At 70.1% G+C, this 18921-nt stretch carries 17 protein-coding genes; 6 read left to right on the top strand and 11 right to left on the bottom strand.

Features of this window, described 5'->3' with window-relative positions:
- Window positions 1–26: 26 nt before the first annotated feature.
- The 4 genes from AOM45_RS13590 to AOM45_RS13575 form a co-directional block, all read right to left on the bottom strand.
- Window positions 27–1145: an acyl-CoA dehydrogenase family protein gene (locus tag AOM45_RS13590; protein WP_030466764.1), complete on the bottom strand. Its 1119-nt coding sequence runs from the start codon at window positions 1143–1145 to the stop codon at window positions 27–29.
- On the bottom strand, window positions 1142–3715 hold the full coding sequence (locus AOM45_RS13585) for a putative PEP-binding protein (RefSeq protein ID WP_030466765.1): 2574 nt from the start codon (window positions 3713–3715) through the stop codon (window positions 1142–1144). Before AOM45_RS13585 ends, AOM45_RS13590 begins: the two co-directional genes overlap by 4 nt.
- Window positions 3712–4344 (bottom strand): hypothetical protein, encoded by a 633-nt coding sequence (locus AOM45_RS13580; RefSeq protein WP_030466766.1) that lies wholly within the window; start codon window positions 4342–4344, stop codon window positions 3712–3714. Before AOM45_RS13580 ends, AOM45_RS13585 begins: the two co-directional genes overlap by 4 nt.
- 107 nt (window positions 4345–4451) lie before the next feature.
- On the bottom strand, window positions 4452–5264 hold the full coding sequence (locus AOM45_RS13575) for an enoyl-CoA hydratase/isomerase family protein (protein ID WP_063756998.1): 813 nt from the start codon (window positions 5262–5264) through the stop codon (window positions 4452–4454).
- 132 nt (window positions 5265–5396) lie between these two features.
- On the opposite strand from AOM45_RS13575, the gene AOM45_RS13570 reads away from it, so the two are divergent.
- Window positions 5397–6611, top strand: a complete 1215-nt coding sequence (locus AOM45_RS13570; protein WP_030466768.1) for an acyl-CoA dehydrogenase family protein — start codon at window positions 5397–5399, stop codon at window positions 6609–6611.
- A gap of 819 nt (window positions 6612–7430) precedes the next feature.
- On the opposite strand, the gene AOM45_RS13565 is transcribed toward AOM45_RS13570, so the two are convergent.
- Window positions 7431–11012, bottom strand: coding sequence for an nSTAND1 domain-containing NTPase (locus tag AOM45_RS13565; RefSeq protein ID WP_162185634.1), 3582 nt, complete (start codon window positions 11010–11012; stop codon window positions 7431–7433).
- 229 nt (window positions 11013–11241) lie between these two features.
- On the opposite strand from AOM45_RS13565, the gene AOM45_RS13560 reads away from it, so the two are divergent.
- On the top strand, window positions 11242–11775 hold the full coding sequence (locus AOM45_RS13560; RefSeq protein WP_030466770.1) for a ricin-type beta-trefoil lectin domain protein: 534 nt from the start codon (window positions 11242–11244) through the stop codon (window positions 11773–11775).
- A 141-nt stretch (window positions 11776–11916) separates the two neighbouring features.
- Here the strand turns inward: AOM45_RS13560 and AOM45_RS13555 are convergent, their stop codons facing one another.
- Window positions 11917–13080 (bottom strand): IS630 family transposase, encoded by a 1164-nt coding sequence (locus tag AOM45_RS13555; RefSeq protein WP_030466771.1) that lies wholly within the window; start codon window positions 13078–13080, stop codon window positions 11917–11919.
- Window positions 13081–13151: 71 nt separating this feature from the next.
- Between AOM45_RS13555 and AOM45_RS13550 the strand changes: the two genes are divergently transcribed.
- The gene (locus AOM45_RS13550) at window positions 13152–13475 is read left to right on the top strand and encodes a hypothetical protein (RefSeq protein ID WP_035909749.1); all 324 of its coding nucleotides are present in this window, start codon (window positions 13152–13154) and stop codon (window positions 13473–13475) included.
- A 343-nt stretch (window positions 13476–13818) separates the two neighbouring features.
- Here AOM45_RS13550 and AOM45_RS13540 read toward each other — a convergent pair whose 3' ends face one another.
- Window positions 13819–14754, bottom strand: a complete 936-nt coding sequence (locus tag AOM45_RS13540; protein ID WP_051783036.1) for an AraC family transcriptional regulator — start codon at window positions 14752–14754, stop codon at window positions 13819–13821.
- A 114-nt stretch (window positions 14755–14868) separates the two neighbouring features.
- Between AOM45_RS13540 and AOM45_RS13535 the strand changes: the two genes are divergently transcribed.
- A complete protein-coding gene (locus AOM45_RS13535) occupies window positions 14869–15210 on the top strand; it encodes a hypothetical protein (RefSeq protein ID WP_156093720.1) in 342 nt (113 codons plus the stop codon).
- An 11-nt stretch (window positions 15211–15221) separates the two neighbouring features.
- Here the strand turns inward: AOM45_RS13535 and AOM45_RS13530 are convergent, their stop codons facing one another.
- Both AOM45_RS13530 and AOM45_RS13525 read right to left on the bottom strand, forming a co-directional pair.
- Window positions 15222–16862: a PucR family transcriptional regulator gene (locus AOM45_RS13530; protein ID WP_035909718.1), complete on the bottom strand. Its 1641-nt coding sequence runs from the start codon at window positions 16860–16862 to the stop codon at window positions 15222–15224.
- On the bottom strand, window positions 16859–17434 hold the full coding sequence (locus tag AOM45_RS13525; RefSeq protein ID WP_030466777.1) for an MEDS domain-containing protein: 576 nt from the start codon (window positions 17432–17434) through the stop codon (window positions 16859–16861). The genes AOM45_RS13530 and AOM45_RS13525 overlap by 4 nt, the downstream gene beginning before the upstream one ends.
- Window positions 17435–17520: 86 nt before the next feature.
- Between AOM45_RS13525 and AOM45_RS13520 the strand changes: the two genes are divergently transcribed.
- Window positions 17521–17877: a DUF2267 domain-containing protein gene (locus AOM45_RS13520; RefSeq protein WP_030466778.1), complete on the top strand. Its 357-nt coding sequence runs from the start codon at window positions 17521–17523 to the stop codon at window positions 17875–17877.
- On the opposite strand, the gene AOM45_RS13515 is transcribed toward AOM45_RS13520, so the two are convergent.
- The gene (locus tag AOM45_RS13515) at window positions 17862–18176 is read right to left on the bottom strand and encodes a DUF5335 family protein (protein ID WP_030466779.1); all 315 of its coding nucleotides are present in this window, start codon (window positions 18174–18176) and stop codon (window positions 17862–17864) included. The genes AOM45_RS13520 and AOM45_RS13515 overlap by 16 nt on opposite strands.
- A gap of 119 nt (window positions 18177–18295) precedes the next feature.
- Window positions 18296–18736 (bottom strand): DUF1931 family protein, encoded by a 441-nt coding sequence (locus AOM45_RS13510; RefSeq protein WP_030466780.1) that lies wholly within the window; start codon window positions 18734–18736, stop codon window positions 18296–18298.
- A gap of 26 nt (window positions 18737–18762) precedes the next feature.
- Between AOM45_RS13510 and AOM45_RS50825 the strand changes: the two genes are divergently transcribed.
- A complete protein-coding gene (locus AOM45_RS50825) occupies window positions 18763–18918 on the top strand; it encodes a hypothetical protein (RefSeq protein ID WP_156093721.1) in 156 nt (51 codons plus the stop codon).
- Window positions 18919–18921: the final 3 nt, after the last annotated feature.

The raw sequence follows: 18921 nt of genomic DNA, 5'->3' as shown, positions 1-18921 counted from the left end.
TGGTCATGACGGTCCCGCCTTCCTCGTCACCAGGCCAGCAGCCCAGCCAGTCGTTCCCGGTGATGCGCGGCGTCGCCCAGCAGGACGGCGTCGGACTGGGCACGCCGGAAGTACAGATGCGCGTCGTGCTCCCAGGTGAAGCCCATGCCGCCGTGGAGCTGAACGCACTCGGCGGCGACGGACACGAAGGCCTCGCAGCACCACGCCTGGGCGACCGCCGCCGCTTCGGCCAGCGCCTCGGGCGAGCCGGCCGCCCGGACCGCGCGTACCACCGCCGACCGTGCGGACTCGACCTGGAGCAGCATGTCGGCGCACGTGTGCTTGACCGCCTGGAAGCTGCCGATCGCCCTGCCGAACTGGGTGCGGTGCCGCACATGGGCCACCGTCATGTCCAACGCCGCCTGCACACCGCCGAGTTGCTCGGCGGCCAGGGCGACCAGGGCCACGTCCAGCGCGCGGGAGACGACATCCGCGCCCTCGCCCCCGGTGGTCAGCGCCCGGACCCTGGCGCCGGAGAAGGCGACCACCGCCTGGCCTCGGCTGAGGTCCAGGGTGGGCACCCGGCGAACCGTGACCCCGGGCCCGCTCGGATCGGCGAGGAAGAGGTCCACGCCGTCGACCCCGATGCCGGCCACCACCAGCGCCTGGGCATCGGCGCCGTCGAGGACGAACGGCACGGTGCCGTCGAGGACCGGGACACCGCCCTGCCAGGAGACGGCCACCGTCACGGCGTCGGACCGCCACGTTCCGTCGGGCGCCGCCACCGCCAGGGCGTGCACCGTGCCCCCGGCCAGCTCGGCGAGCGCCTCGTCGGCCGTATCGCACCCGGCCAGCACCTGCCCGGCCAGCACGGTGGAGGACAGCAGCGGTACCGGTGCCAGCGTCCTGCCCAACTCCTCGCAGACCACGGCGATCTCGGCCAGGCCGCCGATGCCTCCCGCCGACTCGGGCAGACCGAGGGCGGCGAGGCCGACCTGCCGGCCGAGGGTGTCCCACAACGCGGCGTCGATGCCGGGGGAGCGCTCGGGCAGCCGGCGCACCGCCGCGGTGCCCCCGGCGTCCGCGCACACCGACCGCACGGTCTCGCGCAGGTCGTCGAGTTCGCCGGCCGACAGGGCCGTGCCGTCGGTCACGGTGCTCGTCATCGTGCGCTCCCGGTCTCGTCACGCCGCTTGCGCAGGGCACTGTGCGCGGCCGCCATCCGGGCCACGGGCACGCGGTGCGCGGAACAGGAGACGTAGTCGAGGCCCAGGCCGTCGCAGAACGCGATCGACTCCGGATCCCCGCCGTGCTCTCCGCACACGCCCAGCTTGATACCGGGCCGCACGCTCCGTGCCCGCTCGGCCGCCAGAGCGACCAGGGCGCCCACGCCGTGCGGGTCGAGCCGCGCGAAGGGGCTGGCCGTCAGCACACCGCGCTCTTGATAGTTGGCGAGCACCTGGCGCTCGACGTCGTCCCGGGAGAATCCGTAGGTCAGCTGGGTGAGGTCGTTGGTGCCGAAGGAGAAGAACTCGGCGTGGTCGGCGAGTTCGCCGGCGAGCAGTGCGGCCCGCGGGGTCTCGATCATCGTGCCGAACCGGTACGGAACCTGCACACCGGTGCGGGCGGCGACTGCCTCGGCGGCCCCGTGCACGTACGCGGCCGCGGCGGCGAGCTCCTCCGGCACGCTGACGAGCGGGATCATCACCTCCAGCTCGGGCCGGACTCCGGTGGCGGCGACGTCCGCCCAGGCGGCGAAGAGCGCCTCGGCCTGCGCCGGGTAGAGCCGCTCGTGCAGCAGCGCCAGCCGCACCCCGCGCAGCCCGAGCATCGGATTCGCCTCACGCAGCGCGGCGGCCCGCTGCTCCTCGCCGGCGTTCTCGGCCTGCCCGGGGGCCGGCAGGAACTCGTGCAGCGGGGCGTCCAGCAGCCGTACGGTCACGGGACGGTTCCCGACCGCGGCCAGGAGAGCTCTGAAGTCCTGGTGCTGGGCGTGTTCCAGTGCCGACAGCGCCTCGTCGCGGGCCGCCGGGTCGGCGGCCAGGATCACCCGGCGGATCAGCGGCAGCCGCTCCCCGAGGAACTGGTGCTCCGTACGGCACAGCCCGACACCCTCCGCCCCCAGGGCGACGGCGGTGCTCACCTCCGCGGCGCTGTCGGCGTTGGCCCGCACACCCAGTCGGCGCATGCCGTCCGCCCACTGCAGCAGTGTGGACAGTTCGGGCGGCGGTCCGGCGACACTGACGCTCAGCGTCCCCGCGTAGACGGCGCCGGTGCGGCCGTCCATCGAGACGGGGTCGCCCTCGCGCAGCACCCGGTTCCCGATCCGCACCGTCCCGGCGGCCCGGTCCACGCGCAGCCCCTCGGCGCCGCACACCGCGGGCTTGCCGGCGCCCCGCGCCACCACGGCGGCATGCGAGGCGATACCGCCGGTGCCGGTCAGCACGGCGGCGGACGCCAGCATTCCCGGGACGTCCGCCGGGCTCGTCTCGTGGGCCGCGAGCACGACCTGGCTGCCGTCCGCGCTCAGTTCGAGGGCACGTTCACTGGACAGCACGATCACACCGGTCGCCGCGCCAGGGGAGGCGGGCAGTCCCTTGACCAGGAGCTCCTCGCCGCCGGTCAGCCGGAGTTGGGGGTGCAGCAGTTCCTGCACCTGCGCCGGGCTGATCCGGAGCACGGCCTCCTCGGGGCCGAGTGCGCCGTCGCGTGCCAGGTCGGCGGCGAGACACACCGAGGCCCGTAGTGGCGGCCGTTGTTGCGCGCCGGCGGCGAGCAGGGAGATCTCGCCGTCACGCACCTCGAAGTCGACGGAGACAGGTGCGTGCAGATGACGTTCGAGGGTGAGCAGGGAATGCTCCAGGAGAGCTGTTCCGCCGGCGAGCCGGTCCAGCGGTTCACTGGTGTGCGGTGGTGGGGCGCTGCGGCGCACCCCCCGGAAGAACGAGCCGTGGGGAAAGAGGCGGCCGGTCTCGGGATGGCGGCTGACCGCCGTGCCGTAGCCGGAGTGGTCCGCCGGGCCGATGCGCAGCGCCTGCACGTGCAGGGCGATACCCAGATCAGCGGGCAGCCGCTGTGCCTTGCGCGATCTTCTCGCTCGCGGTGAGTCCCACCGGACGAGGAGGGCACGGGCGGCCAGTGCGAGCTGCTGGGCCGGGTCGTCGGGGAAGGGCCGTGCACCGTGCCGCGTGACCAGGGACAGCAGCGCATCGACCCGTGCCCGCGGCTCGGGCGTGTCGAGGAGAGCGTCGTCGAGCACCGCGCCGGGTACGTCGAGGGCGTACTCGGCGATCATCCGCACGGTACCGGCCCACACCTCGTACAGCGCGTCCTCGCGTCCGATGACGGCGCACAGGCCGTCGGCGCCGGCGGAGGTGATGCCGAGGCAGGCGAGGTCGGGCGGCAGTCCGGCGATCTCGATCGGGGCGCTCGCCGACAGACGCAGCAGCAACGGCCGGCCGGCGTCGCCGATCCGCCGCCCCGAGAGCTGTTCGATCAGGTCGACAGCGGCTTCGGCGGTGCCGGGTTCACACAGCGACGCGGAGGCGCCGGCCGGCACGGTGAGCCCCGGTACGACGGGTAGCCCGAGAGCCACCAGACGGTCCATCGCTGTGCCGTGGGCGCCCAGTTCTTCGGCGTCGAGCCCACGGATCCGGCCCTGCCCGTAGGGCACCAGGATCCGGCCGGGGACCTCGGACGGTGCGAGGGAGGCCGTCTCGCGGTCGGTGACGCTCAACCCCGGCTCCTCGTGACCAGTTCCTCTTCACGAGCCTCGTCCTCGGCCCGGCTGATCCCCAGCACGAGCAGCAACTCCTGGTGCAGCCGCATCCACACGGTGTGGTACGAGTCGCACAGGGGCGAGGCCAGCCACTGCACCGCACCGTCGTCGAAGCGGTCGAGGGCTTCCTCCAGGGCGGTGAGGTACCAGCCGCTGCCTTCGAGCACCCGCTCCAGCCTGCGCAGCACGGGCTGGATGGCCTCGTGCACGTCTTCCAGCGACTCGCGCACCCCGGCGTCGTAGACGCTGTCGGAGTGGTCGTTGGCGGTGCCGTCGGTGCGGCACTGCCATGCCGTGCACACCTCGCGGATCTTCCTGTTGAGCGGCAGAAAGGCCTCGTACGCCGCGGTGATCTGCTCCTCCTGCGCTGATCCCGGGGAGATCCGCAGGATCCGCGACACGGCGGCCTTGGCACGCTCGGTCGGCAGCGCCAGCGGACCCTTCACCATCGCCAGCCCGGCGTCGACCAAGGGGCGGTGCTCCGACTCGGGCCTGCCGCGCCACATGCCACGCAGAACGAGGTCGACGACGGCTTCGGCGAGTGCGTCGTCGGGAGAGTCCGGAAGGTCCACGGCAGCAGAGTGCATCGCCACACCTTTTCCCCGGTTCTGTGGTGACCGGTTCCTCGGTTCTGAGTTGCCCGGAGGTTACGCTCCGGCGGGCTTGTTAGTGAAGAGGGAATCAAGAAACACCCTCAGGGTTCCCTGGGTTGTGTCCGGCTGTTGCCCGTCCGGGCGCGGTCCCGGGCGGCGAGGAACGACGCCATGCGGTCCTGGGCCGCCCGTCCGTCCGCCAGCGCGGCGATCTGTCGCGCCTCCTCGACGAGGTGGCGGCCCAGTCCGTGCCCGGCACGGCCCCGCAGCAGGCCCTTCGCGGCGCGCAGTGCGGCACCGGCGCCGGCGGCCAGTCCAGCAGCGGTCCGGTGCGCCGCCGCATCCAGCTCCGCGTCGTCGACCGACCGGGAGACCAGGCCCCACCGTTCGGCATCGTCCCCGGTCAGGACCCGGTTGGTGAGGATGAGGTCCGCCGCCAGTCGAGGGCCGACCAGGCGCGGCAGGAACCAGGAGGCCCCACAGTCCGGCGTGAGCCCGACGTCCGTGTACGCCAGCCGGAACCGTGCGGACCGGCCCGCCAGGACGATGTCGCCCACGAGGGCGAGGCCCACCCCGCCGCCCGCGGCAGCGCCCCGCACGGCGGTCACCACCGGTACCGGCAGCTCGTGCAGGACCTGTATCGCGGTGTGCGCGGCAGTCGCCACGGCATGCACATAGGCGCCCGTCCCCTCGCCGCGACCGGCGAAGGCGCGCAGGTCACCGCCCACGCAGAAGGTGTCGCCCGCCGCCCGCAACAGGACCGCGCCGCCCGGGTCCGCGGCCACCTGGGCGGTCGTGTCCCGCAGTGCCTCGGCCGTTGCCAGGTCAAGGGCGTTGCCCCGCTCAGGGGCGTCCAGTCTGACCTCAACGACTCCGTCGGTGTGACGGACGACCCGGACCGGCTCGGTGCTCACGGGGTGGCTCATTGGACGTCTCTCCTGCCGTCATCCCGTCGCCGGGTGCTCTCGGCAAGATACTCAAGACGCTATACAGTTTCTAGGTACGCGGCGGGCCTGATGCCCGTACGCCTGTCGGCGGGAGGTCCCGTGCCCATCCAGTTCGATGTCGATCCGGCTGTTGCCCAACTTGCCGCCTCCACTTCCGCGTTCGTACGCGAGGTGGTGATCCCGGCGGAGCGCGACTGCGGCGGGTCCCTGCACGACGCCCCCGAGTCCGTGCGGGAAACCCTGCAGAAAGGCGCTCGTGAGGCGGGCGTGTTCGCTCCGCACGTGGCGACGCGGTGGGGCGGGCACGGACTCGACCTGCGCGGGCAGGCGGTGGTGTTCGAAGCAGTGGGTTACTCGCTGCTCGGCCCCCTGGCGCTGAACTGCGCGGCCCCGGACGAGGGCAACATGCACCTGCTGGAGAAGGTCGCCACCGAAGACCAGAAGGAGCGCTATCTGCGCCCGCTCGCCGCCGGCGAGGTTCGGTCCTGCTTCGCCATGACCGAACCGGCACCGGGAGCTGGGGCCGATCCCCGCTCCCTGAGGACCACCGCGACCCGGGTTCCCGGCGGGTGGCGCATCGACGGGCGCAAGTGGTTCATCAGCGGCGCCCGCGGTGCCGGCTTCGCCATCGTCATGGCCCGCACCGCCGGCAACCCCGGAGATCCAGGCGGCGCCACCATGTTCCTGGTCGACGCCGGTACACCCGGCATGAGCATCGTCCGGGATATCGAGACCCTGGACGAGGGGCTCTTCGCCGGGCACAGCGAGATCGTCTTCGACGAGTGTGTGGTGGGGGACGACCAGGTGCTCGGCGCGGTCGGCCACGGCTTCGAGGGAGCGCAGGTCCGGCTCGGCCCCGCCCGTATTACGCACTGCATGCGCTGGCTGGGAGCCGCGCGGCGCGCCCAGGACGCCGCACTGGAACGGGCGGGCAGTCGCATGGCGTTCGGCTCCGTCCTGGGGGACCTCGGCATGGTGCAGCAGATGCTGGCCGACTCCGAGATCGACATCGAGGCGAGCCGTGCTCTGATCCTGCGTACCGCCTGGGAGCTGGACACCGGCTCCACCGCCGCGCAACTCACCTCGGTGTCCAAGACCTTCGTGGCGGAGGCCGTGAACCGGGTGGTCGACCGGGCGGTGCAGATCTGCGGAGCACTCGGCATCTCGGCGGCCGACGCCCCGCTGGCCCGTCTGTTCAGGGAGGTACGACCGTTCCGGATCTACGACGGGCCGTCGGAGACGCACCGTTTCGCAATCGCGCGCCGTGCCGTGCGGCCCTACCGGCAACCGAGCGCGAGTGCCGCCGGCTCATGAGGGCGTAGGCGGCGAACACCTGTGGACGCGCGAGGCCCACGAAGAAGCGGCTTGAGGCGGCTGACGCCAAACTGCGACGGTTTCAGGCGGCGATCGCGGAACCGAAGGGCTTGCCCACGCCGACAACGCTGGTGCTGCCTCTACACCGACCCGCTACGGACCAACGACGCCTTCAAGGCCCGGCGCTGACCACCTGACACAGCGCACAGCCACGCAGGCCCGACCTGGTCGGAAACCGAATGGCGCAGCTTCGGCAGCGAAGCCGACAACCGCCGGTTCGGCGGCGCGTGGGAAGGCGAGCCCGGCACCCTCGACCTGCCCGCCTACCCCTACGACGAACTGTGCGTCATGCTCGCCGGCCGCGTAGCCCTCACCGACGAACGTTGCCCTGATGGCGGGGAGGGGGCTCGACCATGACGTGCGCGATGCCACCATGCACTTCCCCGCATGACCGGCCGCGTCGTGGCTCAGGTGCGCACTTCTTTCGTGTCGCGCATCCGGTGCGAACCCCCGATGAGCATCAGGTTACGTCGGACGCGTCAGCGTCGCGGAAGGCCTCGCGGAGTTGCGCGGGCACCAGATCAGGAGCCAGGTGCGGGTCGTCGAGGTCATGCTGGTGGGTGCCCGCTGTCACCGCTCCCGACCGTCTCGTTGCCCACTGATCCAGACGGCCAGCTCGGTGCGATTGGCGAGGCCGGATTTGGCCAGGATGCTTTCCAGGTGACTCTCCGCGGTGCGCAGCCCGATCACCAGGCGCAGGCGATCCCTGCGACGCAGGTGTCAATGGTCCGGTGTGGACGAATACTGCGGCTCGGACCCTTACCGAGGTCCGACGTGCAGGCGGAGTGTGTGGACTGCCTCGTCCACGTCGAGGGGCCACAGGTGCAGGGTGTTGTCCGTGCTGGCAGACACGAGTGCGTGTCCGTCGGGATGCCAGGCCAGATGCGTCACGTTGTGGGTGTCGTCGCTCAGCGTTGCCCAGTTCTGGCCGGAGGGTATGTCCCACACGGTGATCTTGTGGTCGGTGCTGCTGATCGCCAGGCGCGCGCTGTCAGGGCTGAACGCCAGCACAGCCACCTCGTTAGGGGGCGATGCGATCGTGTCAGCGGCTGCGTCCGAGATGTCGACGGTTACACGCCAGGTTGTGGTGTCCCAGACGGTCACGATGTGACGTGAGGTTGCGACGGCGAGCCAGCGGCGGTCCGGGCTCAAGGCGATCCCGTTCTTGGGACCGTCACATGCGGGCTGCAGCGTCCGCCAGGTGACGATGTTGCGGACGTTCATGCAACCGTCATCGTTCACCAGCACCACGTCGTCGCCTGCGCCAAAGGTCGCCGCGGCGCGCTGCGGCTGGCTGCCGATCAGCGTAGGCTCGTCGGGTCTGTCCAAGCGCCACACCGCGTCCGGGTTCCTGCGGCCAACAGCGAGCAGGGCATGCGAGTCGGGCTTGAAGGCGAGCAGTTGTGGCGCGTCCGGCACGAAACCCGCGCCAGTCAGGTGCGTCTGTCGCCCTGACGTCAGGTCGTGCACGGCGAGTGGCTTTCCTGGGCTTGCGACCGCGACGAGTGTGCGGTCGGGGCTGAAGCGGCCTGTCGTCCCGTCGGCTCCGACGCTCGTTGTGCCGGTGCTGCGCAGTCGATCGTCGAACTTCTGCACGGTGCCCGCTGAGGTCAGCGCCAGCACGCTCGAGCCGGAGGCGTCGAACGAGAGCGCCTGAACAGGGGGCAGAGACGAGTTGAGGTACGTGGCGGCCGGCCAGAAGCTGATGGCGTTGCTGCTCAGCACAGCCAATGTGCCATCGGGGGCGAACTCCAGACCCAACGCTCGTTCACCGATGATCAGGGATCCACGTGGGATACCACGCTGGATGTCCCACAGATTCACCTTCGCGACTTTGCTCGCGACGGCGATCGTGGTTCCGTCGGCGCTCACGGCCACACCGCGCCCTGCGGGCTCATGCGATGGGAGGCTGCCGGCCGGTGCGCCTGCGGCGGTGTCCCACACCACGACGCCGCTGTCTTCAAACGACACCACGACAAGGGAGCTGTTCGGCACGGCCCGGATCCGCGAGATATGCGTATCGCCGAAGCGGTAGCTGCCTCGGCGTTCGCCGGTTTCGATGTCCCAGACCTGGAGTTCACCCCCGTCGCCGATCGCGAGAGTGCGGCTGTCGGACGCGATTGCGTGCGTTCCGCGGACGGCGAGATCTCTGCGTTTCCGGCCGGATGCGACGTCCCAGATTGCCGTTGTCGTCGCGCCCGCGGCGACCAGTGAACGGCCGTCGGCGCTGAAGTTCAGCCCGGAGCCCACGTGAACGCCCAGCTCCTCTGGCTCGGAGGGACTGGTCCTGTCCACCAGGAAAAGGCGGCCGACGTCGTCAGCCACCGCGACGGTCCGGCCATCCTGGCTCAACGCGAAGGTCGCGATGCGGTCGGCACCGGCAGGCGGGCTCACCATGCTGGTGACGGTGAGTGTCGCGCAATCGTACAGCGTGAGCTGTGAGCGGCCGTCGAGGACGGCGAAAATCGTGCCGTCGGGGCTGTATGCCCCTTTCAACAGAGATCGATCGTGGGCGAGAGGGATGTGATGCGGCGGCCGTGCCGCGTTGGCGGTGAGCAGGCGGCTGCGGGCTTCGACGGTGGGATAGGTGTTGTAGGCCTGTAGGGCGGTGCGGATGGATTCCTCTGGATTGGTCGCGGCCTGTTCCTGGGACAGAGCGGCGAGCTGCCGGGATTGGGTGATCAGGCTGAGGCGTTCGGTCTCGCGGCGTTGGTACACGGCGATGCCCGCTCCGGCGGTCGCCAGCACGAGCAGGGCGGCCAGTCCTGCGGCGAGCCAGCGGAGTTGGCGTGTGCGCCGGCGGGCCGCGGTGCGTTCGGCGTTCTCTTCGGTCCAACTCGCGGTGAGAAATTGCTGTTCGCGCGCGGTGAGCGCGGGGCCGGCGCGATCGGCCCATTCCGAGGTCAGGGCCAGGCGTGTGGTCCGGTACAGGGCGCCGGTGTCGCGCCCGAGCTCGTCCCAGATCCGGGCCGCCTCGGTGAGCTGGTGGTGGATGCGCAGCCCGTCACGGTCCTCGGCCAGCCACTCGCGCAATCGAGGCCACGCTCGGAACAGCGCTTCATGCGTGATCTCCACGCTGTCCTGGTCGAGGGTGATCAGCCGGGCGCCGGCCAACACGTCGAGCACCGGGCCCGTCTCCGGCACCTCCGCGCGGCCGATGCGGCGTTTGGTGTCCTCGGTGCCCTCACCCAACGCGGTCAGACGCAGGAACAGATGGCGTGCGGCCGTTCGCTGATCCGCGGGCAACGCCGCGAACACTGCCTCGGCGCTGCGCGCCAGAGCGCCGTGGATGCCACCCGCGGCCTGATAGCCGGCGAGGGTGAGGCTGTGGCCGCGGCGACGGCGCCATGTCTCCAGCAGCGCGTGCGACACCAGCGGCAGCACCCCGCTGCGTCCGGCCGCCTCCGCCACCAGCGTGGTCAGCAACGCGGCTTCGACGCTGCAGCCCGCCTTCACAGCGGGTTGGGTGATCGCGCGGCGCAGCTCGTCCGGGGTCATCGCGCCGAGCAGGATCTGCGCGTCGGTCAGTGCGGCGGCCAGCGCCGGATGCTGGGCGCAGTGCGGGTAGAAGTCGGAGCGCACGCCCAACACCACACGAGTGCGGCTGTTCGATGCGACGACGGCGGCCAGCAGCATGTCGATGAACTGCGACCGTCGCGAAGGGGCGGCACAGAGGGTGAAGATCTCCTCGAACTGGTCGATCACCAGCACCAGATCATCGTCCGGGGACGCGCACCGCACGAAGCGGTGCAGATTGAGCGGATCGGCCAGCAAGTCCTCATACACCGGGCCGGGTGTGCGACCGGTGTGCGCGGCCAGGCGGACAGCGCACTCCTCGACCGGGTTCGGTCCAGGAGTGAATACCACCGCACGGATCCGCGGTGCGAGCCCGGCACGCAGCAGCGATGACTTGCCCTCGCCGGAGGCGCCGAACACCGCGACGAAACGCTGCCGCACCAACCTGGCGAGCAGTGTCTCGACCACGGTTTCCCGGCCGAAGAACCGATCGGCATCCTGCGCCCCGAACGCCGCCAACCCGACATACGGTGCAGGCCCGTCCTCCTCGGCGCGCGCAGGCGGGACCTGCTGGGCGACGGCGAGTTCGGCGGCGACGTCGTGCCAGCGTTGCCGCCACTGCTCCTCATCTCCGCCGCACGCACGGACGTAGCCCAGCACGACCTCCAGGCCGGGAAGCCTGCGTCCGCCCGCCGCATCCGACAACGCCGTGGACGAGAAGTGCGACCGGCGCGCCAGCTCCCGATAACTCAGACCGCCCGCACTCGCCCGCAACCGCCGCAGATCAGCCGCGAACCGCAGCACCGGACCGTCGCCGTCATCCAACGGCCGTTCCCCACGCGGCATCCGCCACCCCCAGCTCGTGTCTCCCAGAACGACCATAGTCCGCAATCCGTTGTCCGCCAGGGCTTACACCGATCGCGGACAACGCGGGTCGGGTAGATCTCCAGATGTGCCAACGGTTACAGACCGGCAAAGGCATCTATCAGGGCGGAGTCGAAATCTGACCGAACTTCGGTAACCGATACCAAACCACGTTACGGAGGTACACATTGTGATCGCGCACAGGGCAAGGGCGCTCAGGAGAATCGGTGCACTCGGCGTCGCGATGATCGTCGCGGTCGCCGGCCTCATGCTGGCCGCCGCACCGGCGTCTGCCGCCCCAACCACAACCTACGCGTACCCAACCACACACTACGAGAATGTGGGCAACCCAACCTGGTGCTTGGACGGCAACGACAGAGGCGACGACGCCTACCTCCACAAATGTGGACATGGGCAAGTCGACTACCAGAAGTGGCAATACACGGCCCCCGCGAGTTACCTCCAACTGATCCACAACGCGACCGGCACATGCCTCACGGCCTGGTCGCCGGACGACGTCACTCTGAGTTGGTGCGCTAGCGGCGTCGACCGCTGGAACGCGCTGCCCACGGGCACGACCGGCCACGTGATGCTGCAGAATGCGTATTGGGGCGGTTGCCTGGCGCCGTACTACACCTGGATTCCGGGATCGTCGACCTACCCCCTCGTCCTGCTGCCCTGTGACCGGACCAACACCCTCGTCAAGTGGCGCTATCACAACTAGCGCGAGCCCAGGCCTGAGCTGCGGAGACGCGGCTCAGGCCCGCCGGGCGGGATGAACGCGGTCACCGGAGTCACCACAGCCCGAGCTTCTTGATGACCTCGGCATGCTTAGTGGTCGCTTTCGGAAGTTCTTCGGGGGTGATCATGCCGCGCGGGGAAGTTCGGCCGAGGCGTCCTGGCGTTCGTGCTCGCTGATCCTGGTGAGAAGGTCGCGCAGGTCACGGCGGGTGAACTTCCAGCGGAAGGGCTGGGCGGTGGCGTTGTGGCGGTTCTCGAACGCGGCAAGTCGTTGCTCGACCTCGGCCAGATCGGTGAAGTCGTTGGGTGACACGACTTTGCGTTGCACCACCGAGAAGTAGACCTCGACCTGGTTGACCCACGAGGCGTGCACCGGGGTGTGCACCATGACCGCGTTCGGGAACCGCGCGGCCAGCCGATCGATCGCCGCCTGGCCGCGATGTGAGGAGCCGTTGTCCACCACCCAGAACACTCGCTTGGCCGAGGCATACGGCTGCTGGGTCATGACCTGCTCGACCAGCGTCATGAACGGCGCGATCCCTGTCGAGGGCGCGCATCGCCCGAACACCCGTGCCTGGTGCACGTCGTAGGCGGCCAGATACGCCACCGCGCCACCGCGCGTGTAGTCGTGGCTGACCCGCATCATCCGCGCCCGCCCCGGTGCCAGGCTCGGGTGGCAGCGGCACCGGGCCTGGATCGAGGTCTTCTCATCGCTGGAGATCGCATACTCCCGCGGGCCCAGCTCCCGGCCCTGCCAGCGACGCTCATACAGGTCCAGCACCCGCTCGGCCTTGGCGGCGAAGTCCGGGTCACGGGGGAACAACCACGACCGGTACTGCCAGGGTTTGATCGCCTCCCGCGTCAGCCACCGCCACACCGTCGAGGCCGACATCGCCTCCGCGATGCCGCCGGTCACCACCTCCCGGGCCAGTTCCGGGCACGACCATCGCGACAACGGCGCCCCCGCACGGGCCGGTAGCTGGCAGGCCAGCGCCTTGACCTGAGCGACCTGCACCGGGGTGAACCGCGGCGGCCGGCCTGAGCGGGCCCGATCGGTCAGTCCCGCCAGCCCCTGCGCCGCGAACCGGCCGCGCCAGGTCCGGACCGTGTCCACGGTGACTCCCACTTCCGCCGCGATCACCGCGTTGGAGCACCCGCGGGCGGCCAGCAGCACGATCCGGGCCCGGATCTTGTCCCGATACGGCGTCTTCTGACCTCGGGCGCGGCGGGTCAGCACCCGCCTGATCGCGCCGGTCACCGTTACCGGGCAGGCCTGGGCCACGGGCATCGCGACGAGGCTCGTTTCATGATCGACGGTCAGAGCGCCGCCCAGGATTGCGGTCGGGCACGATGTCGGTCATGGCTACCCCACCGGAGTCCACCAAGATCTCTGTCGGGCAACGGTTGCGCGCCCACGCCGCCACGCACTGGCCACAGGCGGGTGAACTCGAGTTCCGCTACCGGGACGCGTTCGTCTACGTCGAGGCACACCTGCCCGACGGGACCACACAGCCGCTGATCCGGTTGCGCTACGGCGGCTCGGCCCGCCATTGGGGCTTCGGGCTCTACCTCGCCAGCAGCGACCGCTACGAGAACCAGATCCTGCCCTCCGGATTCCCCAGCGGCAGCCCCGAAGAAGCCCTCGACTGCGCCTGCCGCCTCTACCTCGACAACCCCTACTGATCAGGTCGCCACGACCCCCGAAGAACTTCCGAAAGCGACCACTTAGCTCCGCTGACTCTGGATTAGAACTTTCGTGGCAAATGTTGAATACGCGCGGGCCTTAAACAGGCCACCCATGGCACGTGCTGCGTGAGTGCGAGTGGCACTACAACGAGCATCGCACCCACCGATCGCTCGGCGGGGTCGTCGGGGAAGACCGGCTGGACACCGGGCCGTCGGAGCCAGCGTCCAGTTCGCAGACGCAGATAACGGAGTTCCGCGGCCTGGCGATTTCCAGCGGCACCAGTTTGGTGCGTGGTGCCGAGCTCACGGGCAGCGGCGATCAGCCGGGGCCACTCGTCGACTACCTCGACACCGTGTCCGAGGGCAGGCAGCCGAACTTGCGCCGGTAGGCGGCGGCGAACCGGCCGTGGTGGAAGAACCCCCAGCGAGCTGCGACGGCTGCGACGGTGCCGCCCGCGCGCAGGTCGGCGTGCACGCGGTCAAGTCGCACTTCGCGCAGGTAGGCCATGGGGGAGAGATCGAATGAACGCTTGAACCCGTACTGCAACGTGCGGACGCTGACAGCCACCTTGGCGGCGAGGATGCCGGGTGTCCACGGGCGTTCTGGCGCTTCGGATATGAGTTCGACCGCCTTCTGGATCGCGGCGGGTGCTCGGCGTTGCGGCGCGTCGAGCTGGTCGCGGTAGTTGTGCGGCTGTGTGAGCAACAGGCCCGCGATCACCATGTTCTGCAGATGGGTGGCGAGCAACGGATGGTGCGTCTGCGGGCTTTCCAGCAACTTCAGCACATCGAGCCACGATCGTGCGGCGGGCGTCGTGAGGTCCATCGCCGGCGCGAACTCGAGCGGAGCGCCGAGCGGCCGGCAGAGCTGACGTTCCAGCTCCCGTTCCACTTCGGTGCGGTCGAGCATGAGACACAGCTGACCGCAGTCGGGACCCCAGTGCAGGTCTGCGGGGCGGCCCGGCATGAAGACGGCCGCGCGGCCGGGGTCGGAGGCCACTGGCTCGGCTGATCCGCATCGCTGCTCGCACCGTCCGGTGAGCGGGATGTTCACGTGGAAGTTGGAGGCGTCCACCGTCGTCAGGCGGACCGGCGCGCCGTAGCTCAGGTGTCCGGCGGTGAGTGCACCGACCTTGACCGCGTTGAGCCGCATGTCGAACCGCTCCAACGGTTCCCGCACGGACAGCTGGTGCGGCAGGTAGGTGCGTTCGATGGCGAGGCGGGCCTCGTCGAGGTCGGTCACGTGGACTACGGGGAACGCGGACAACGTGATCACTCAACCGAGCCTAGAACCCCGCGCGTTCCGGCCGGAACTCTGCGTCCTCCGGCTGGCCCGAGGACTTCGGGCGCCAGTTGACTGGCACAGGTGCGGGGGTCGACGGAGTACGAGATGACCGTGTTCCCCTTGGACGACATCCGTCCGGGGGCACGGCTGGTGCGGATCGCCAGCGGATCGCCCGATCGCGCCGTCATCGGCCTCATGGGGCTGGTCGGCAGGCAGATCACCGGCGGCGCGAAGCTGATCGTGCTCGAGCTGGCGGAGCGGGCCGGAATGCACCCCGTCACGGCTCAGCTGCTGGTCAAGTTCGTGGAGTGGCTCGGTCGTCTGCACGTCGAGTTCTGCGTGGTGCAGCGCGGAGGCGCGGTGGACACGGCACTCGGCGAGGCGAGCGCCGCGGGCCTGATCGGGCTGTACGAGACCGTCGAGGAAGCGCTGCGCGTTCCGCATTGAGTTCCCAGGCCTCAGGTGCGGTCGTGCATGGTGTGCACGGTGGTCCACGCCCGCGTGGCCAGCTGCAGGTTGAACCTGGTGTCCGGGTCGTTGAGCTCATATCCGGACACGGAACGGATTCGCTGCAACCGGTAGCGCAACGTGCTGCGGTGCAACGCGAGGCGGCGTGAGGTCTCGTCGTAGTTGCCGCCGTGCTCCAGGTACTCGGACAGCGTTTCCACCAGCTGCGCGCCCTTGGCAGTGTCGTAGTCGAGCAACGTGCCGAGCCACCGGTGGATGAAGGACTCGACCGAGCCGATGTCGCTGATCTCGGACAGCAACCGGTACACGCCGAGATCGTCGAACACGGTGACCTGGGGAGGGCTGCCGGTGGTGATCTGCATCTTCAACGCCAGCTGCGCCTGTCCGTGTGAGCGCGGGAAGTCCGGCGGGTCCACGCACGGTGCGCCCACGCCGACACGGCACCGGCCGCGGGCACCGAGCCGGGTCTCGATCGCCTTGCGCAGTCGTTCCCAGTCGTGGTCCGTGTGGCACAGGACCGCGACTCCGCCGGGCCTGGTCGCCAGCAACGAGCCGATGCCGACCGCGGAGAACGCGTGCCGGACCGCGTCGAAAAGGTGCTCGTGGTTGCCGCGCTGGCCGCCGTGCGCGACCAGCAGCACCCGGTGCGGCCTGGCCAGGTCGTAGCCCAGCGCGCGGGCCCGTTCGCGGGCGCCGCCGGTGTCCGTGCCTGCCAGCAGCTCCTCCACGAGGTCGCGCCGCAGCCGCAGTTCGACCTCGGCCAGGGCACGCTGGTGGGCGAGTTCGAGCGTGAGCACCGTGTTGCCGTGTTCCAGCGCGACCCGTTCGGTGTCGTGCGCGGCGCGCTCCGGGTCGACCAGGGCCAGCACGCCGAGCACGTCGCTGCCGACCTGCGCGGCCACGATCAGCCGGTCGCCGTCGCGGACCGGCTCGTGCGCGGTGATCAGCCGGTGCAGGAGGCGTTCCCGCTGTGCGGCCGGTGCTTTCGGGTACGGGTCCGGCCTGCCGGAGCCTGCCCACGCGGTGAGGTTGCCGTGCCGGTCCTCGACCGCGACGACCAGTCCGGTCAGCTCGTGCACGGCGTGGGCGATCCCCTCCTGCCCGCCGCCCGCCGAAGCGACGGCGGTGAGCCGGTTGTGGATGTCGAGGCTGCGCTGCAGCTCCGCGTTGGCGACACGTTCGCGCTCCAGGCTCTCGCGTTCCCGCCCGCGCATGACGGCGTTCGCGAGCGCGACAGCCGTCTGCTGGGCCAGCACCTTGAGCAGGAAGCGGTGGTGCTGCGCGGGTTCGGTGTCACGGCTCACCACCAGGTGTCCCGGTACGCGCGCCGAGTTGGCCAGCGAGTACGCCCACGCCCAGCCGGTGCCGACGTCGACCGGGCCCTCCGTCTGCCCGAGCATCTCCAGCCGCGACCGCAGCCGCCCGTCGTGACCGTCGGACCACCAGAGGTCGCCGAACAGCACGGCCTCGGTGCGGCACCCGCCCAGCGCGGGCACGGACGAGGTGGCGATGCGCAGGATCGAGGTCTCGTCCCGAGTGTTGGTCATCACCATCGACAACGCGAGCAACGGCCGGAACAACGCGAGCTCGTCGCGCAGCGCGGCTTCGCGGCCGGGTCCGGCGGCGCTCACGACCAGTGGTGGATCAGCTGGTCGGGAGGCACGTGGTAGAGGTTCTCCACGACCGTGGTCCCCATGAGCACCTTCGGGTGCGTCCTGATGACGTCCATCAGGAGCGCGCCGCCGAACTTCTCCAGGTCGTACAGGCACAGAATCACCTGGTGGTAGCGCGGTGCGAACCGGTTGAGCTCGGACTCGTAGGTGATCAGGTTCGCGGGCCCGATGACCTCCTGGACCGCCCACGTCATCTCGCCCAGCACGCGGGCGACGGTGTAGCTGCCGGACAGGGCGGCCGACGACCACGTCTCCCAGAACCCCAGCATCTCGGCGGCGGCGAACTCGCCACGCCCGAGGTAGATGTCTCGCGGCGAGCGGATGTCCAGCTGGCTGCCCTCGGCCTCCCAGGCGGGCAGTTCCATCTCGTCCACCGCGCACAGGCACCTGTCCCCGGCGGTCAGCCCGGTGTCGACGTAGGGCACCACCATGTTCCTCCGTTCGTCGGATCCGCGGTAGAACCCGCACAGGTGCGTTCCCGGTGGCACCGCCAGGTCCGCGATGCCGAGTTCGATCGTCTCCGCCCTCATGCCGAAACCTCCTCACGCTCTGCCGCCTCAGGTGTCGGAGGTGGCGGAAACGGGCAACCACGGCAGCAACCGAAGGGAGCTGTCTCATGGAAGCTCGCGAGTTCTTCCACACCGTCGCGGAACGCTCCGGTCTGTCCCGCGAGGAAGCCGCGGACCTCACCAGGGCGACGCTGAGCGCGCTCGCCGAACGGCTGAGCGCCGGGGAGGCCCGGCACCTCGCCGGTCTGCTGCCGCCGTCGCTGAACGACCTGCCCGCGGGCCGTGCGGAGACGTTCGGCTTCGACGAGTTCGTCCGCAGGGTCAGCGACCACACCGGTCTGACCGTCCGCGAGACCACGGACGGTGTCCGCGCCGTGCTCACCACCGTGCACGACACGGTCGGTGACGAGCAGTTCGAGCACGTGACCGCCCAGCTGCCGCGGGAGTTTCAGCCGGCGTCGTAGAACGTCGCCAGCGTGGTCGTGCCGTCCCGCTCGACGATCCGCAGCGCCGGGCCCGCGGCCACGTCGATCTCGTCGGGCCGCCACACCATGTGCCGCAGGACGACGGGATAGCGCGCGTCGCCGCCGACGGCGATGATCGCGACGTCGTCCTTCGGGTCGTAGGTGGCGTAGGCGAACGGCAGCCGCTCCACCTCGTGCTGGTCCCCGAACTCGCGGTCGAGCACCTCGATGGTCACGGCCTTGCCCTTGGACTGCGCGGTGAGCTGGTCCAGCGCGCCTTTCCAGTCGTCCGCTGTCATGGTCACCTGCTCCTGTCGGTCGGCTGATCTCGCACTTTGGCACTTCCTCTCGCCGGTCTGCTTCGTCCTGACAGGACGAGCCCGGTCGCAAACCTCACCCCGTCAGGACGAGAACCCCGTCACAGCAACAGGTCGAACAGACGGAACGCCGTGTCCCAATGCCGAGTCCGGGGATTCACCAGATCCGGTTCGATGATCTTGAATGTGCGGGCGAGGCCCAGGCTCACCCCACCCGCCACCCGCGGCACCCAGGCCTCTGCCTCGTCGGACAGCACGACGTCCGGCGGCCGGGACGTCATCTCGTCCAGCACGTCCTCGAGCTCGGGGAAGAGCTTCTCGAACTCGCGGACGAGCTCCTGCAGGCCCTTGGTGATCGGGAAGTCGTAAGGCTGCAGCACATCCCGGCCGTTCGTCTTCGCCGTGACCCCGGCCATCAGGTACAGGTCAGCCAGGTTGCGGTCGACGAACTCGTTGTAGCGCTTGAGATCTTCCTTGTCGACGTCGAGACCGGCGGCGGTGCGGAAGAAGTGCTCGAACCTGGTCACGTTCATGACAGGCATCGGTGGCTCCTCGGTACTCTCGGGCCATGGGTCTGGAAATGCGGAAGCGCACGTGCCCCTGGTGCACGGTGACGCACGTGTGGGCGGTGACTGAGGAACGGCTGACGATCGCGCTCAGCGACCACCTGAAGGAGTGCCGGGGCGACGGTTCGCAGCTGCTCGGTCCCGAGTCGGCGGGCTAGGCG

The sequence above is a fragment of the Lentzea aerocolonigenes genome, from assembly GCF_000974445.1.
Lineage (GTDB): Bacteria > Actinomycetota > Actinomycetes > Mycobacteriales > Pseudonocardiaceae > Lentzea > Lentzea aerocolonigenes.
The sequence above is the reverse complement of the archived record's forward strand: the minus strand, read 5'-3'. Positions and strand labels throughout refer to the sequence as shown.